Origin of the sequence: Pseudomonas tumuqii (genome assembly GCF_013184545.1) — a bacterium.
GTDB classification, from domain to species: Bacteria; Pseudomonadota; Gammaproteobacteria; order Pseudomonadales; family Pseudomonadaceae; genus Aquipseudomonas; species Aquipseudomonas tumuqii.
In genome coordinates, this window is sequence record NZ_JAAOJA010000004.1 from 190,200 (window position 1) to 203,514 (window position 13,315).

15 protein-coding genes are annotated in these 13,315 nt (G+C 63.4%); 5 read left to right on the forward strand and 10 right to left on the reverse strand.

The genetic code is table 11. The features are described 5' to 3' along the window. Position 1 precedes the first annotated feature (1 nt). Together G9C89_RS09820 and G9C89_RS09825 are read left to right on the forward strand one after the other, a co-directional pair. Positions 2 to 403 (forward strand): VOC family protein, encoded by a 402-nt coding sequence (locus G9C89_RS09820; RefSeq protein ID WP_172147690.1) that lies wholly within the window; start codon positions 2 to 4, stop codon positions 401 to 403. After that, positions 400 to 1,377 carry a saccharopine dehydrogenase family protein gene (locus G9C89_RS09825; RefSeq protein ID WP_172147691.1) on the forward strand — a complete coding sequence of 326 codons (978 nt, stop codon included), beginning with the start codon at positions 400 to 402 and terminating at the stop codon, positions 1,375 to 1,377. Before G9C89_RS09820 ends, G9C89_RS09825 begins: the two co-directional genes overlap by 4 nt. A gap of 4 nt (positions 1,378 to 1,381) precedes the next feature. On the opposite strand, the gene G9C89_RS09830 is transcribed toward G9C89_RS09825, so the two are convergent. Then, positions 1,382 to 1,786, reverse strand: a complete 405-nt coding sequence (locus G9C89_RS09830; RefSeq protein WP_172147692.1) for a winged helix-turn-helix transcriptional regulator — start codon at positions 1,784 to 1,786, stop codon at positions 1,382 to 1,384. Positions 1,787 to 1,884: 98 nt separating this feature from the next. Here G9C89_RS09830 and G9C89_RS09835 point away from each other — a divergent pair, with 98 nt between their 5' ends. Together G9C89_RS09835 and G9C89_RS09840 are read left to right on the forward strand one after the other, a co-directional pair. After that, on the forward strand, positions 1,885 to 2,349 hold the full coding sequence (locus G9C89_RS09835) for a nuclear transport factor 2 family protein (RefSeq protein ID WP_172147693.1): 465 nt from the start codon (positions 1,885 to 1,887) through the stop codon (positions 2,347 to 2,349). Between the two features lie 297 nt (positions 2,350 to 2,646). Beyond that, a complete protein-coding gene (locus G9C89_RS09840; protein ID WP_172147694.1) occupies positions 2,647 to 3,126 on the forward strand; it encodes a VOC family protein in 480 nt (159 codons plus the stop codon). A 131-nt stretch (positions 3,127 to 3,257) separates the two neighbouring features. On the opposite strand, the gene G9C89_RS09845 is transcribed toward G9C89_RS09840, so the two are convergent. Further along, positions 3,258 to 3,728, reverse strand: a complete 471-nt coding sequence (locus G9C89_RS09845; protein ID WP_172147695.1) for a hemerythrin domain-containing protein — start codon at positions 3,726 to 3,728, stop codon at positions 3,258 to 3,260. A 315-nt stretch (positions 3,729 to 4,043) separates the two neighbouring features. Continuing rightward, complete coding sequence (locus G9C89_RS09850; protein ID WP_172147696.1) at positions 4,044 to 4,529, reverse strand: outer membrane lipoprotein; 486 nt, start codon at positions 4,527 to 4,529, stop codon at positions 4,044 to 4,046. 259 nt (positions 4,530 to 4,788) lie between these two features. On the opposite strand from G9C89_RS09850, the gene G9C89_RS09855 reads away from it, so the two are divergent. Then, a complete protein-coding gene (locus G9C89_RS09855; RefSeq protein WP_172147697.1) occupies positions 4,789 to 5,688 on the forward strand; it encodes a DMT family transporter in 900 nt (299 codons plus the stop codon). Positions 5,689 to 5,767: 79 nt separating this feature from the next. Here G9C89_RS09855 and G9C89_RS09860 read toward each other — a convergent pair whose 3' ends face one another. The 7 genes from G9C89_RS09860 to G9C89_RS09890 all read right to left on the reverse strand — a co-directional run bounded on the left by G9C89_RS09860 (position 5,768) and on the right by G9C89_RS09890 (position 13,224). Then, positions 5,768 to 8,182: a bifunctional diguanylate cyclase/phosphodiesterase gene (locus G9C89_RS09860; RefSeq protein ID WP_172147698.1), complete on the reverse strand. Its 2,415-nt coding sequence runs from the start codon at positions 8,180 to 8,182 to the stop codon at positions 5,768 to 5,770. A gap of 280 nt (positions 8,183 to 8,462) precedes the next feature. Then, positions 8,463 to 8,939, reverse strand: coding sequence for a cupin domain-containing protein (locus G9C89_RS09865; RefSeq protein WP_172147699.1), 477 nt, complete (start codon positions 8,937 to 8,939; stop codon positions 8,463 to 8,465). 228 nt (positions 8,940 to 9,167) lie between these two features. Further along, complete coding sequence (locus tag G9C89_RS09870; RefSeq protein WP_172147700.1) at positions 9,168 to 9,815, reverse strand: DUF2459 domain-containing protein; 648 nt, start codon at positions 9,813 to 9,815, stop codon at positions 9,168 to 9,170. A gap of 90 nt (positions 9,816 to 9,905) precedes the next feature. Next, positions 9,906 to 10,310: a hypothetical protein gene (locus tag G9C89_RS09875; RefSeq protein ID WP_256674160.1), complete on the reverse strand. Its 405-nt coding sequence runs from the start codon at positions 10,308 to 10,310 to the stop codon at positions 9,906 to 9,908. Next, positions 10,311 to 11,141, reverse strand: coding sequence for an SDR family oxidoreductase (locus tag G9C89_RS09880; protein WP_172147701.1), 831 nt, complete (start codon positions 11,139 to 11,141; stop codon positions 10,311 to 10,313). A gap of 31 nt (positions 11,142 to 11,172) precedes the next feature. Continuing rightward, complete coding sequence (locus G9C89_RS09885; protein ID WP_172147702.1) at positions 11,173 to 11,637, reverse strand: multidrug transporter; 465 nt, start codon at positions 11,635 to 11,637, stop codon at positions 11,173 to 11,175. A gap of 147 nt (positions 11,638 to 11,784) precedes the next feature. Then, complete coding sequence (locus G9C89_RS09890; RefSeq protein WP_172147703.1) at positions 11,785 to 13,224, reverse strand: mannose-1-phosphate guanylyltransferase/mannose-6-phosphate isomerase; 1,440 nt, start codon at positions 13,222 to 13,224, stop codon at positions 11,785 to 11,787. Positions 13,225 to 13,315: the final 91 nt, after the last annotated feature.

Here is a 13,315-nt window from a genome sequence, read left to right on the forward strand (position 1 = left end):
AATGCTTGATCACATTTTTATCTCGGTCAGTGACGTTGAACGTTCCATTCGTTTCTATACCGCTGCGCTGGCTCCGCTCGGCATCACCGGACGGCTCGATTACGACGGCAAGGACGGTCCGCCGGGCCACCCGGATCTCAAGGGCTTCGGCGCCAATGGGCGGGTATTTTTCTGGTTGCGCGAGGGCGTGGTAGAGGGGCGGGCAGCGCATGTTGGCTTCGTGGCGCACAGCAAGGCTGAAGTTAATGCCGCCTACGCAGCCGCCATGGAACATGGTGCTATCGACAACGGTGCTCCAGGCGCACGACTGCATTACGACCCCAATTATTACGCCGCCAATGTTCTTGACCCGGACGGCTACAGCCTCGAATTCGTCTACAAGAACTGGCAGCACGCGCAATGAACAAATTAATGATCTACGGCGCGACAGGTTACACCGGTCGCATGGCTGCCGAGCATGCCAAGGCATTGGGACTGGACATTGTTATCGCTGGGCGCACTGCCGAAAAGGTGAAGTCACTCGCTACGCGACTTGATGTTCCGTATCGAGTGTTCAGCCCTGATGCCCTGGCGGCAGAAGCGTTGGAGGGCGTCGGCGTACTGCTGAATTTTGCCGGGCCTTTCGCTCAAACGGCACAACCCTTGATGCACGCTTGCATCAAGGCCGGGGTCGACTATCTGGATATCACGGCTGAGATCAATGCCTATCGGCTGGCGGAACGGTTGGGAACCCAAGCTGCGCAGGCCGGGGTCATGTTGCTGCCTGGGGTTGGCTGGGACGTGGTGCCGACAGACTGTCTGGCGATGCATGTCGCTCGGCGCGTGCAGAATCCGCAGACGTTGAGAGTAGCGTTACAGGTCGCTGGCTCAATGTCACGGGGCTCGGCCATGAGTGTCAGCGAGATCATGGGGGCGGGGCTTCTGACGCGAGTGGATGGACAGCTTTTAGCAACACCGGATGCGCAACCGCAGTACTTCGATTTTGGCCAGGGTCCGGCGCTGTGCGTGCCGTTATCGTTCGGTGATCTGGTCACCGGCTGGCGTTCCACCGCCATCCCGAACATTGCCATGTTTGTGCATATAACCGGCGATGCCTTCCCTGAAGGCGATCTGTCACAACTCCCGGACGGCCCAAGTATTCAAGAGCGTGACAGTCATCGTGCCCGTGCAGTGGCTGAAGTCGTAGGCGCTGACGGCATGGTTGTGCGCTCAGTCATCGAAACAGTCAACGGCTACAGCTACACACCTTTGGCAGCTGTGGAGGCAGCACGTCGGGTGCTGAATGGTGAGCGACAACCCGGCTTCGAAACCCCGGCACGGGTGTTCGGCATCGGATTCGCCGAGACCATTGCCGGTACGACAATGACCGATTACTAGGGCGCTATAACGGCTCAGTTTCGCGTTCGTCGAAGGCCGACTGTGCTTGTATGACGGCGTCCACGTGACAGATGGTCCAGGTATGCAAAGCCCGGAATGGTTCTTCCCGCGTCCGGCCCAATGGGGTAATGCTGTACTCGACCGCTATCTGCGACGAAGGGATCACCCGACGGTCAAGGATGCCGTTGCGCTCCAGGCGTCGCAGCGCCTGAGTCAACGCTTTTTGGGTAATGCCATCCAGGCAGCGTTTGAGTTCGTTGAACCGCAGCGGCTTCTGACATAGCGCCGCTAGGATCAGTACCGACCACTTGTCCGCGATTTGATCCAGCAAGAAACGACTCGAGCAATCGACTTTATTGTCTGTGTCTGAGCCGATTCGAGTCAGGCTCCGATCATCCGATTCATGCATGTGGTTTCCTCTGAGATACCTGATGACTCCAAGGTGCGTAATTGATATCTAGTATACAACTTATACCATGGTGATTCACTTCACATAAGGCGTTAACCATGTCATCCACAGACCTTCAGGAAACCGCAGACAAGCTCTCGGTGGTTGAAACACTTTACCGATTCGCTGCCGGTATCGATCTGCAAGACAACGATCTTCTCGCATCGGCGTTGGCGGAAAATGCAGTTTCCGACTTCCGGCCCGCCGCCGCAAAAGCCGGCTTTGAATACCCGGTGCTGGAAAGTCGGGACACTATCGTCGCAGCGCTATCAGTAGCGCTCAGTCACGTCGACACCACTCATTCGGTGAGCAACCCTCGGGCCAGCATCAATGGTGACAAGGCGCATCTGGATGCCCTGGTGGAAGCGCAGCACGTGCTGAAAAGCGATCCGTCGCGCCACTACCTCATGAAAAACCGTTACGACGTGGAAATGGTAAGGCAGGGAGACGTTTGGCTCATTGAACGCGTCAGGGTCGACAACGTCTGGCGTACCGGAGATCTGGCTGCTCTTTTCGATAACTAGAAGAAGGCGAGCAGGATGCGCCTGAACCCATCAACCGGATCAACACGTCCTGCACGCACAAACCTGACGCGGAAGAGGCTTCAGGGATCTTGTTGGGGCTATACCGCAAAAGTGATCTAAAGATCAAAAACAACACGTCATGGGTCGTCAGTTCAAGGTCCGTTTTTGGCCGGTTCTGCCTTTCGCCAACGGCAGCTATGATTGGTTCGATAGCAGGCAGCAAGAATGCCCTGCTGCCGCTCCAGGCTACCTTCGAGGCTAGACTCCACGGGTCAGTCCCAATCTTGGAGAACCAGGATGATCAGCAAAAATACGATTTGCCTCTGGTACGACGGCACCGCGTTGGATGCTGCGACCTTCTACGCCAAGACGTTCCCGGACAGCGCGGTAGGCGCAGTCCATCGCGCGCCTGGCGACTATCCGGCGGGCAAGCAGGGCGATGTCCTGACGGTTGAGTTCACGGTGATGGGCATCCCCTGTCTCGGACTGAACGGGGGGCCAGTCTTCACGCATAACGAGGCTTTCTCGTTCCAGGTTGCCACTGACGACCAGGCCGAAACGGACCGCTTGTGGAACGCGATTGTCGAAAACGGCGGCGAGGAAAGCGCATGCGGGTGGTGCAAGGACAAGTGGGGACTGTCGTGGCAGATCACGCCACGCGCATTGACGGCCGCGATAGCCAATCCTGATCGAGCGGCGGCCAAGCGCGCGTTTGAAGCCATGATGAACATGAGAAAGATCGACATCGCGACGATCGAAGCTGCGTTGAAGGCTTAACCAGCACAGCCGGACGTCATTGCAGGCAGTACACCATGGTTCAGGCACAAAACTGGCGGGCTGTCGCTGCGCTCCGAGCGGACCGCCGCCCGGACCGCCCTACCTTCGAACGGAGCGCCGTCCGGGCCGCCCTACGAGCCGGATGCCTGCCACTGTCGCTTGATTTCCTGCCATTGGTTGTCGCTTAGCCATTCATCCGCCAGGGGGAAGAAGATATGTTCCTCGCTGTCCAGGTGATCATAGTACTTGCTTATGTAATCCTCGATGAAGGTGGCTATTTCTCTCGGCGTATGGCTCGAGTGCTCGAGCGCCTTGAGTTGGTTGGCAATCCGGGCGAAGCCCTGATGGTCGCGCTCTATATCCAGCACGCGCGGATGCACGGGGGCGCGGGTGGTCAACAGCAGGCGGCGAATAAGCTCTTCGTTCTGGTGGTGCCGGGTCTCGGCTTCACCATGCAGCGACTCCAGTAGTGCAAAAAGCTGCTGCCGATCGGCCGCGTCGCACACGTCATTTTTCAGTTTGTCGAGCAGGCCTTTCATCTGGTCGATGGTGACGGAAATAGTCTGGTGATAGTGATGAAGCTCCTCTAGCAAGGGGTGCATGTTCAGTCCTCACAGGCGAATGCCCTGGTGCCTTTAATAAAGCTTAGGACAGGGCGAAAGCCGCGGACCGAATTCCGATGAGATTGCAGAGTCCGTCATGCCGCTCGGCGGGGGGCCGAGCAACCATTGGGCATAGCCGGACCAGGCGTCTGCGGACTAAAGCCGGCGCAGTAACTTCCGCCAGCAAACGCTATCCAGCGTTGCGCCGATGATGGGTTACGGCGCAACGGATCTTGCTGGACCAATCGCTATCGGCAGCGTGCGCCTAACCCATCCGCGAGGGCGTTGCACCGCCGCTTGATCGGTATCGCGACGCTAGTAGCGCTGCAGGGCACCATTCTCGATGCGCACGCGGTCGCCGACTCGCAGGTCGCCGATGCTTGGCTGGGTCAGGGTTTGATAGGAGCCGTCTTCCATGCGTACGGTTATCCGGTAGGCGCTGGCCGCCTGTTTGCGCTTCTCCAGCTGGTGGCCGATGTAGGCGCCGCCTGCCGCCCCGGCGATTGTCGCCGCCGTGTTGCCGCTGCCCGAGCCTACCTGGTGGCCCGCCACGCCGCCGATCACCGCGCCTGCCACTGAGCCCAGGCCGATGCCGGTTCCACCGACGCCCTGGTACTCCTGCGGGGCGCTGTCAATCGACTCCACTCGGCCGTAGCCGGAATAGATGCCGCCTGGTGCCGCGCTACCCTGGTAGGGATCCTGCGGATAGGGCGCAGCGGGCGGTGGCGTGGACATGCACGCGCTGAGCGTAAGGACACCGGCCAATCCGAGCAGGGGGCCGAATCTGTTGATTGTCGTCATAACCCATATCCTCTTGTGCTGCCTGTTGCCGGCAGCCTCTTGCTATTGACCACGGCCGAAGAGAAAAGTCCGCCAGGCAGCCCTGGATTCAGACTGGGCGCACAGCCACTTGCGGTCGGTGCGCCAGCGCACATGCGCTGCGGCGGCAGCGGCTGAGTGGCTCGGGCGTTGCTGCCGCTGCCGGACAAAACCCGCAACTTTGTGCAAGTGCCGGCGCCAGGCACGGCGCAGACTTGCGGCATCTACCGGGAGTCATCCGATGAATCTGTCGTTGTACCTGTTGACCGTGCTGATCTGGGGCACCACCTGGATCGCCATCAAACTGCAGATGGGCGAGGTGGCGATTGTCGCCTCGATTGCCTATCGCTTCGCCCTGGCGGCGGCGCTGTTGTTTGCCGTGCTGCTGCTCAGTGGCCGCCTGCAGAAGCTCGATAGACGTGGCCAGGTGATCTGCCTGATCCAGGGACTGTGTCTGTTCTGCATCAACTTCCTGTGTTTCTACACCTCCAGTCAGTGGATCCCCAGCGGGTTGATCGCGGTGATTTTCTCCACGGCAACCTTGTGGAATGCGCTGAATGCCCGGCTGTTCCTCAAGCAGAAGATTGCCGCCAATGTACTGGCTGGCGGCGCCCTGGGGCTGGGCGGCCTCGGCCTGCTGTTCTGGCCGGAGCTGGCCGGCCATGCGGCCAGCCGGGAAACCCTGCTGGGCATCGGTTTGTCGCTGCTCGGTACCCTGTGCTTTTCCGCCGGCAATCTGCTCTCCAGCCTGCAGCAGAAGGCCGGCCTCAAGCCGCTGACCACCAATGCCTGGGGCATGCTCTACGGCGCCCTGATGCTGGTGGTGATCGGTCTGGTCAACGGCACGCCGTTCGCTTTCGAGTGGAGCACGCGCTATGTCGGTTCGCTGCTGTACCTGGCGATTCCCGGTTCGGTGATCGGCTTTACCGCCTACCTGACCCTGGTCGGGCGCATGGGGCCGGAGCGGGCAGCCTACTGCACGGTGCTGTTCCCGGTGGTGGCGCTGAATATCTCGGTGTTCGTCGAAGGCTATCAGTGGACCGCGCCGGCGTTGTTCGGTCTGCTGCTGGTGATGCTCGGCAACGTGCTGGTGTTTCGCAAGCCGAAAGCCGTAGCGCGGCTGGCACGGGCTGCGGGCTGAATGGCCAGAGGTGACGAGCGTCTTTAGCTGTGGTACGCGCGGCACACCCTACGGGATGGCATGGCGTCTCCTGCGTGGGTCAATGCCAGGTTGACAGCGCTTCCCAGGCGCGGAAGCTGTCCCCGGGGAGCGGCTGGCTGATCGAGAAGCCTTGGGCGATGTCGCAGCCGAAGTTGCCTAGGCGGGTCAGGGTCTCTTGGTTTTCCACACCTTCGGCGACCACTTCGAGGTCGAGGTTGTGCGCCAGTTCGACGATCGAGCGCACGATCTTCGCCGAGTCATCGTCGTCGCTGAGCATGCGGGTGACGAAGGACTGGTCGATCTTCAGCGAGTCCACCGGCAGCTTCTGCAGGTAGGCCAGCGAGGAGTAGCCGGTGCCGAAGTCGTCGATGGTCAGCCGGCTGTCGAGGTTTCGCAGTTGGGTCAGGGTCGCCAGCGCCGCCACCGGATCTTCCATCAGTGCGCTTTCGGTCAGTTCGAATTCGATCCAGTTCGGCTGCGCGCCCCAGGTGGCGAAGGCGCCGCGAATCCGCTCGATCAGCTTGGGATCGCGCAGATCGTGCGCCGACAGGTTGACCGAGACCGGTCGATGGTCGCCTTCCTGGTGCCAGGCGTAGCTCTGGCCCAGCGCCGCGTCGAGCACCCAGTAGGTGAGTGGGGTAATCAGCCCGGTATTTTCGGCCAGCTTGATGAAATCGTTGGGCGGCAGCAGGCCGTGCTGCGGATGCTGCCAGCGCACCAGGGCTTCACTGCCGCAGACCTTGTTGGTGGCGATCTGCAGCTTCGGCTGGTAGTACAACCGCAGCTGGTTGCCTTCGATCGCCCGGCGCAGCTCGCTCATCAGGGTCAGGTGCTGGGCGCATTCGCGATCCAGGCCGCCGTGGAACAGCGCATAGCCGCTGCTGGAACGCTTGGCCTGGTCCATGGCACTGCCGGAGCGGCGGATCAGCGCATCCGCATCGGTGCCGTGACCGGGGTAGAGGGCGATACCGATGCTGGCGCGGGCGTCGAGGTAAAGCCCGGACAGGTCGATCGGTTCGTACAGCGCCACCAGGATTTTCTGCGCCAGCTGCGAGGCCTGTTCGGCACCGCCGCTGGGCATCAGCACGGCGTATTCGCACTCGCCGATCCGCGCCACCGCGTTGCTCGCGCCCACCGCCTGGACCAGGCGGGCGGCGATGGCTTGTTGCAGGCGGTCACCCTCGCGATAGCCGAGGGTTTCGTTGAGTTCCTGGTTGCGCCCGACCTCCAGTTGCAACAGGCCGAGTGCCCAGTGCTCCTGTTTGGCCGCGCTGATCGCGTTCTCCAGCAGTTCGCGCAGGCGCAGGCGGTTGGGCAGGCCGGTCAGCTCGTCGGTATAAGCCATGCGCCTGATGGTCGCTTCGGCCTGCAGCGCCCGAGCCCGGGTGCGCAGGGTGGCGATGCCGAAACCGAGGTCGTTGGCGGTGGCCAGCAGCAGGTCGACTTCCTGCTCGTCGAAGGCGTCGCCCTCGGCGGCCGTGATCACCAGCTTGCCGATCAGCACCTCTTCGACCCGCAGCGGCAGCACGATGGCCGCGCCAATGTCGTGCTCGATGGCGACGTCTTTTAGCGCTTCTAGCGGTTCATCGAGGAGGTTGCGGATGACCAGTGGCCGGCCGGCCGTGAGCTCGGCATCGAATTGCTGGATGTAGGCCTTGCCCTCGGCGCTGCCGGCCCAGGCCTCGACACGCGCAAGGTAACCGTGATCGTCGCCGGCGTAGGCGACCTGGCGTTCCGGTTCGGTGGGGTCTTCCTGGAGGTAGGCGACCCAGGCCAGGCGGTAGCCGCATTCGGCCACCAGGACCCGGCAGACTTCCTTGAGCAACGAGAGCTCGTTGATGGCGTGGATCAGTGCATGGTTGACCGCCACCCGCGTCGACAGGGCGCGGTTGAGGCGCTGGATCTCCTGCTCGGCCTGGGCACGCCGCGCCTTGCTGCGCAGGGCCTGGAGGCCAAACGCCAGGTCCTCGGCGGCCTCGCTCAGCAGCTCCAGCTCCTGGGGGCCGAAGGCATCGGGGTCCGGGGCGCCGATGCCGATGGCACCGAAGATCTCGCCCTCGACCCGTAGCGGCAGCGATAGAAACGAGGCGATTCCGTGCTTGATCGCGCCCTCGCGCCAGGGCCGGGTGTGGGTGTCGGTCAGCAGATTGCGCGTCAGGCCCGGTTGGCCGGTGCGGATCGCCGTGCCGGTGGTGGCGCGACCGCGTTCGTCATCGGCCCAGGAGATGTTCAGCGAATCGATGTAGGCCTGTTCGACCCCGGCGTGGGCAACCGGGGTGACCGTCTTCGCCGCGTCCTGCTCGGCGCGGCCGACCCAGGCCATGCGGTAACCGGCCTGCTCGACGATCACCCGGCAGATCTCCTGGAGCAGGGTTGCTTCGTCTTCGGCGCGCAGCAGTGCCCGGTTGCAGCCACTCAGGGTGCGCAACGCGCGGTTCAGGCATTGATGCTCTTGGCGGGTAGGCACTGACATGGTTCGCCTCCGACTCATGCACGACCTGCATTGAGTATAAAACCAATAGTCGCTTGCGGGGCGCGGCACTGCCTGGCATGCGCTTATGCGCTGCGCTCGAGCCGATAGCGGATCACGCCTGGCCGTATGCCAGGAATTGCCCACGTACCATGGCGGGCTTGGCTCTGTCGCCAATTTGACCGGCTTCCGGGCCGCGCGCTCACGACGCCGGGCGGCGTTTTATCCGCCGCTGTTGCCGCGCCGAGGCGATCGCGCGGCAACAGCCTGGCGTGCCACGACGCTACTGGTTTCTCGGGTCGTCCGCCGGGTCCAGGTAACTGATGCCCCAGGGGCCGGTCCCATGCAACTGAACCACGACTTCCTGGTCCTTGGTGGCTGCGAACATAGGCATCCCTGCGGGGATGATCAGGGTGTCGCCTGGCTGGTAGGCCTTGGCCTGGGCGGCGTCGAACTTGTCGCCGTTGGCGAAATAGAAGGTGCCCGAGATGACGGTTACCCGTTCGGTCACCGGATGGGTATGCACGCCGATGTTCGAGTTGGCCGGCACCTTCAAGCGGAAGGTAAAGGGCTCGGCAGTTTTCAGATCGCCCTCGATCACGGCGATCATCGCACCGGGTCCCACCGACGGCGCGGCGACCCATTCGAGTTCGGCGGGCGTGGCGGTAATCAGCGCCGCCGGCTCGGCCCAGGCGGCAGATGCCATGAGCGATCCGCTCAACAATGCCAGTGGAATAACGACGCTTTTGAGTGGGCTCATCATGGTCTCCTTTCGCTCGGCTCGAGCAACGCTGGGTCGACAACCCGCGCAGCGGCTGCTTGCACAAGTAAAGCGAAGACTCTGGCACTGTGCTGGCCGTGAGCGCCAGACAGCATGACGCTGCGCGATAGGCTGATATCCATGACGATAGTCGAGGGACGTACACGCGATTATGCCCATTTGGAACAGGCTTAAAACAACCGGGTATGGCCGCCGGCCCTGCGTGCCTCAGGGCGCGGCCAGGCAGGCCGCGCCGGCCGTCGTCGCCCGGCGCAGGCGGGCCATGACCTGGCCCGCGGTTACCGCCGAGGCGCTGGTCAGCGGGCAACCCGCGCGGACCAGCGCCTCGGCGACCCAGGTATTGCAGGTATAGAGCAGGGTGTAACTGCCCTCGGCCTGGTAGAAGCGGCTCTCGGCATACTGGCCCGGGCCGAGTACCAGCAAGGTGCCCTGCGCCGAGCGGGCGAAGCGCGCGGCGACGAAGCCGAGCAGTTGCCGGTAGCCATGCTCGGCCAGCCGTACCTCGATGAGTTCGCGGCCGGCGAACTGCCGCCGAGGGTCTCCGGCGATCTTGATCACATGCAACGCGCTGGCGGTCGGCCAGAACAACGCCTGCAGCGTCTGGCCCAAGGTGGGTTGCGCGGCGCGGTAGAACGCCTCGTCGCCCCAGCCGAGTTCGATGAAGTCGCCGTCGTCGAACGTCTCGGCCAATCCGGGGAGGACTTCGAGCAAGTCGGCGCGGGCGATCACCAGCCCGGTATGCAGGCCGTGATTGACCACATGGACGCTCCGCCACTCGCCCGCGGGCGCAGGCGGGGCCGGCGCGGTGGCGCAGCCGAACAGCATCAGGCTCAGGGCCAGCAGTGCGATGCGCATACGCGATGGCCTATTGAGCGGCTGATGGGAAAGGCACTCTAGTCAGCATAGAAGCTGCTGTGGTTGACCGCGTGGCCCTCGGCAGGCGTGCTAACGCTGCCTGGGGAAAATCCGCGCGGAGAACAACACGTGGGCGAACAGCGGGTAGCACAGGTAATGCAGGGCGAGGAGCAGGATGCCCATCGGGCTGGGCTCGTCCTTGAGCGCCATCATGGCCAGCAGGCCGAGATAGAGCAGCCCCAGGACGCCGCCATAGAGCCAGACCAGGTGTCGCCGTTCGCTGGGCAGTGGCGCGCGGCGCTGGCGAGCGGCAAACCAGAGGGCCATGGCCGCGGCGACCGTGGCGGCAATCAGCAGGGTGGTCAGCAGGCCGCCGAGTCTGACGAAGGTGCGCAGCAGCAGATTGAGCACGATCACCGCCGCCACGCCCGCCAGGGCCAGGCGGGCCATGGACACGGCGGCAGGGCTTGGCGTCAGATCGGTCGAGGGCTGCATTCAGAGGCTCCGGTTCAGCACGAAGCGTTTTTTCAGTACAGCCTCGAGCAGGCTTTTCGGCAACAGTGCCGCCATCAGCGGCAGGGCACGGCTGCCATTGCCCAGGCGCAGCAGGCGCGGGCGCTTGCCGCGTTGCACGGCGGCGAGCAGGTCGCGGGCGAAGTGGCTGGCGGGTGTGGGGTTGTCCTGGGAGGCGCGGGCACGGGCGCGAATCCCCTCGCGGATCGGCCACCAGGGCGAGGCCTCATCGAGCAACTGCTCGGCCTGCTGGCTGGCATTGGCGCCGAAGCTGGAGGCAATGGCACCGGGCTGCACCTCCATCACCTCGATGGCGAAGGGTGCCAGCTCCAGACGGAGGGCATCGGAGAGGGCATGCACCGCGGCTTTCGAGGCGCAGTAGGCGCCGGCGAAGGGGGTGACCAGAACCCCGGAGACGCTGCCGATATTCACCACCAGGCCCTTGTTGCGCCGCAGCAGGGGAAACAACGCCCGGGTCACGCCGACGATGGCGAACACATTGGTCTCGAACTGCCGGCGCATGGCCTCGACGCCGCCATCGAGCAGCGGCCCCATGGCGCCGTAACCGGCGTTGTTGATCAGCACGTCCAGGCCGCCGATCTCCGCCTGCATGCGTTCGGCCAGTCGGCCCAGGCCCAGGCCGTCGTTGACGTCCAGTTGCACCGCGGTAAACCCGGCCGCGCCGAGGGTGGCGAGGTCGGTCTCCTTGCGGGCTGTGGCCCACACCTGATAACCGGCCTGTTTGAAGGCGTCGGCCAGGGCGCGGCCGATGCCGCTGGAGCATCCGGTGATCAGGACGGTGGGCTGGGTCATGCGGGCATCCTTGTGGGGTTGAGAGGGTGGATCAGCGACTGAAACTGCCTTGCAGGCGTTCGGCGCGGAACTCCAGGGTGCTGGCGCGATAGCCGCTGCGCAGGGTCGGCAGGGGCAGGCAGTCCTGCCAGGTGGCGCCGGGCAGCAGTTCGCCGGGGCCGCTGTAGCGGGGCGATTCGTAGAGGCGTTCGGCGAGGTTGACGCTGTCGCCGGGGCGGTAGGCGGCGATCTGCCAGCGCAGTTCGAGCAGCGCGGCACTGCTGCCGTTCTGCAGGGTCAGGGCCAGCGGGCGATTGGCCGGGCAGTTTTGCGGGTCGTAGACCAGGCGTAATTGCAGATGCGCCAGGTGACGCGTCTCGCGGCTTTCCTGCCAGAGCACCCAGCTGGCCACCAGGCCCAGGCCGATCAGCGCGACGAGGGAGATAGGCAGGGCTTTGCTCGGGTAGCGGATCAGCAGGATCAGCCAGCTCAGAACCAGTATCGCGCCGAATAACATAGGGGGTGGGCCTTGGTGGACAACACAGGACCTTATCCTACACAAGGCTGGGGCGACATGCGCCGTGCTGGCGCAGGCCGGAAACAGCAACGCCGACCCTTGCTGTGGCAAGGGCCGGCGTTTGTTTGCTGCGGGGTTAAGGTCGACTCAGCGGGCGGCGATGCTCAGCGGGGCAGCCTCACTGCGGCCGTAGACGTCTTCCAGGCGTTCGATGTCGTCTTCGCCGAGGTAGCTGCCCGATTGCACCTCGATGATTTCCAGGGGGATCTTGCCGGGGTTGCTCAGGCGGTGCACCGCGGTCATCGGAATGTAGGTGGACTGGTTTTCGGTAAGCAGGAACACATTTTCGCCACAGGTCACCTCGGCGGTGCCGGAGACCACGATCCAGTGTTCGGCACGGTGGTGGTGCATCTGCAAGGACAGGGTGGCGCCCGGTTTGACCGAGATATGCTTGACCTGGAAGCGCCCGCCCATGTCCACCGAGTCGTAGGAGCCCCACGGCCGGTAGACCTCGCAATGGTTCTGGGTTTCGCTGCGGCCTTGCTCATTGAGTTGGTTGACCACGGTCTTGACGTCCTGCACGTGGTCGCGGTGGGCGATCATCATGGCGTCCTTGGTTTCCACCACCACGATGTCGTCCAGGCCGATCACCGAGACCAGCTTGCCGTTGCCGTGCACCAGGCAATTGCGGCTGTTGTGCACCATGACATCGCCCTTGGTGACGTTGCCGTTGTTGTCCTTTTCGTGCACGTCCCAGATCGACGACCAGCTGCCGACGTCGTTCCAGCCGGCATCGAGCGGTACCACGCAGGCGCGGGTGGTCTTTTCCATCACCGAGTAGTCGATCGAGTTGTCCGGGCAGCACTCGAAGGTGGCGGCGTCGATATTGATGACGTCACCCTCGACCTCGCTGCGCTCAAGTGCCAGCAGGCAGGTGTCGTAGATGTCGGCGTCGTGTTTCTTCAGCTCCTCCAGGTAGCGGCTGGCGCGGAACAGGAACATGCCGCTGTTCCAGAAGTAGTCACCCGAGGCGACGAATTCACGGGCGCGGGCTTCATCGGGTTTCTCGACGAAAGACTGCACGCGAATCACGCCTTCAGGCAACGCCGCGTCGGCCACCGACTTGATGTAGCCATAGCCGGTTTCCGGACGGATGGCGGGGATGCCGAACAGCACCATCTCGCCTTTTTCGGCGGCCTTGCTGGCCAGCGCCAGGGCGTTCTCGAAGGCTTGCTGGTTCTCGAGCACATGGTCGGCGGGGAGGATCAGCAGCAGTTCGTCACGGCCTTCGGCGAGCAGCTTCATGGCGGCGATGGCCACCGCTGGCGCGGTGTTGCGGCCGAAGGGTTCGAGCAGGATCGCCTGGGTGGCCAGCTGCTGGGTGTGCAGTTGTTCCTGGACGATAAAGCGGTGTTCCTTGTTGCATACCAGTACCGGCGCCTGCATGCCGTCGAAGGCCAGGCGCTTGATGGTTTGCTGGAACAGGGTGTCTTCACCGGTGAGGGCGAGGAACTGCTTGGGGTACTGCTTGCGCGAGAGGGGCCAAAGACGCGAGCCGCTGCCGCCGGAAAGAATTACTGGAATCATGTTGGTACTCCTAAAGCGTTTATGCATTTGGTTGGACGTGTCCCGCCCGTTGGCGGGTTTGCCCGGTTACCCAGGCTGAACGAACAGCTCT

What these genes read in the sequence shown, in the direction of transcription:
- G9C89_RS09820 (WP_172147690.1), top strand. Translation starts at nt 2, where the DNA reads ATGCTTGATCACATTTTTATCTCGGTCAGTGACGTTGAACGTTCCATT.
- G9C89_RS09825 (WP_172147691.1), top strand. Translation starts at nt 400, where the DNA reads ATGAACAAATTAATGATCTACGGCGCGACAGGTTACACCGGTCGCATG.
- G9C89_RS09830 (WP_172147692.1), bottom strand. Translation starts at nt 1,786, where the DNA reads ATGCATGAATCGGATGATCGGAGCCTGACTCGAATCGGCTCAGACACA.
- G9C89_RS09835 (WP_172147693.1), top strand. Translation starts at nt 1,885, where the DNA reads ATGTCATCCACAGACCTTCAGGAAACCGCAGACAAGCTCTCGGTGGTT.
- G9C89_RS09840 (WP_172147694.1), top strand. Translation starts at nt 2,647, where the DNA reads ATGATCAGCAAAAATACGATTTGCCTCTGGTACGACGGCACCGCGTTG.
- G9C89_RS09845 (WP_172147695.1), bottom strand. Translation starts at nt 3,728, where the DNA reads ATGCACCCCTTGCTAGAGGAGCTTCATCACTATCACCAGACTATTTCC.
- G9C89_RS09850 (WP_172147696.1), bottom strand. Translation starts at nt 4,529, where the DNA reads ATGACGACAATCAACAGATTCGGCCCCCTGCTCGGATTGGCCGGTGTC.
- G9C89_RS09855 (WP_172147697.1), top strand. Translation starts at nt 4,789, where the DNA reads ATGAATCTGTCGTTGTACCTGTTGACCGTGCTGATCTGGGGCACCACC.
- G9C89_RS09860 (WP_172147698.1), bottom strand. Translation starts at nt 8,182, where the DNA reads ATGTCAGTGCCTACCCGCCAAGAGCATCAATGCCTGAACCGCGCGTTG.
- G9C89_RS09865 (WP_172147699.1), bottom strand. Translation starts at nt 8,939, where the DNA reads ATGAGCCCACTCAAAAGCGTCGTTATTCCACTGGCATTGTTGAGCGGA.
- G9C89_RS09870 (WP_172147700.1), bottom strand. Translation starts at nt 9,815, where the DNA reads ATGCGCATCGCACTGCTGGCCCTGAGCCTGATGCTGTTCGGCTGCGCC.
- G9C89_RS09875 (WP_256674160.1), bottom strand. Translation starts at nt 10,310, where the DNA reads ATGCAGCCCTCGACCGATCTGACGCCAAGCCCTGCCGCCGTGTCCATG.
- G9C89_RS09880 (WP_172147701.1), bottom strand. Translation starts at nt 11,141, where the DNA reads ATGACCCAGCCCACCGTCCTGATCACCGGATGCTCCAGCGGCATCGGC.
- G9C89_RS09885 (WP_172147702.1), bottom strand. Translation starts at nt 11,637, where the DNA reads ATGTTATTCGGCGCGATACTGGTTCTGAGCTGGCTGATCCTGCTGATC.
- G9C89_RS09890 (WP_172147703.1), bottom strand. Translation starts at nt 13,224, where the DNA reads ATGATTCCAGTAATTCTTTCCGGCGGCAGCGGCTCGCGTCTTTGGCCC.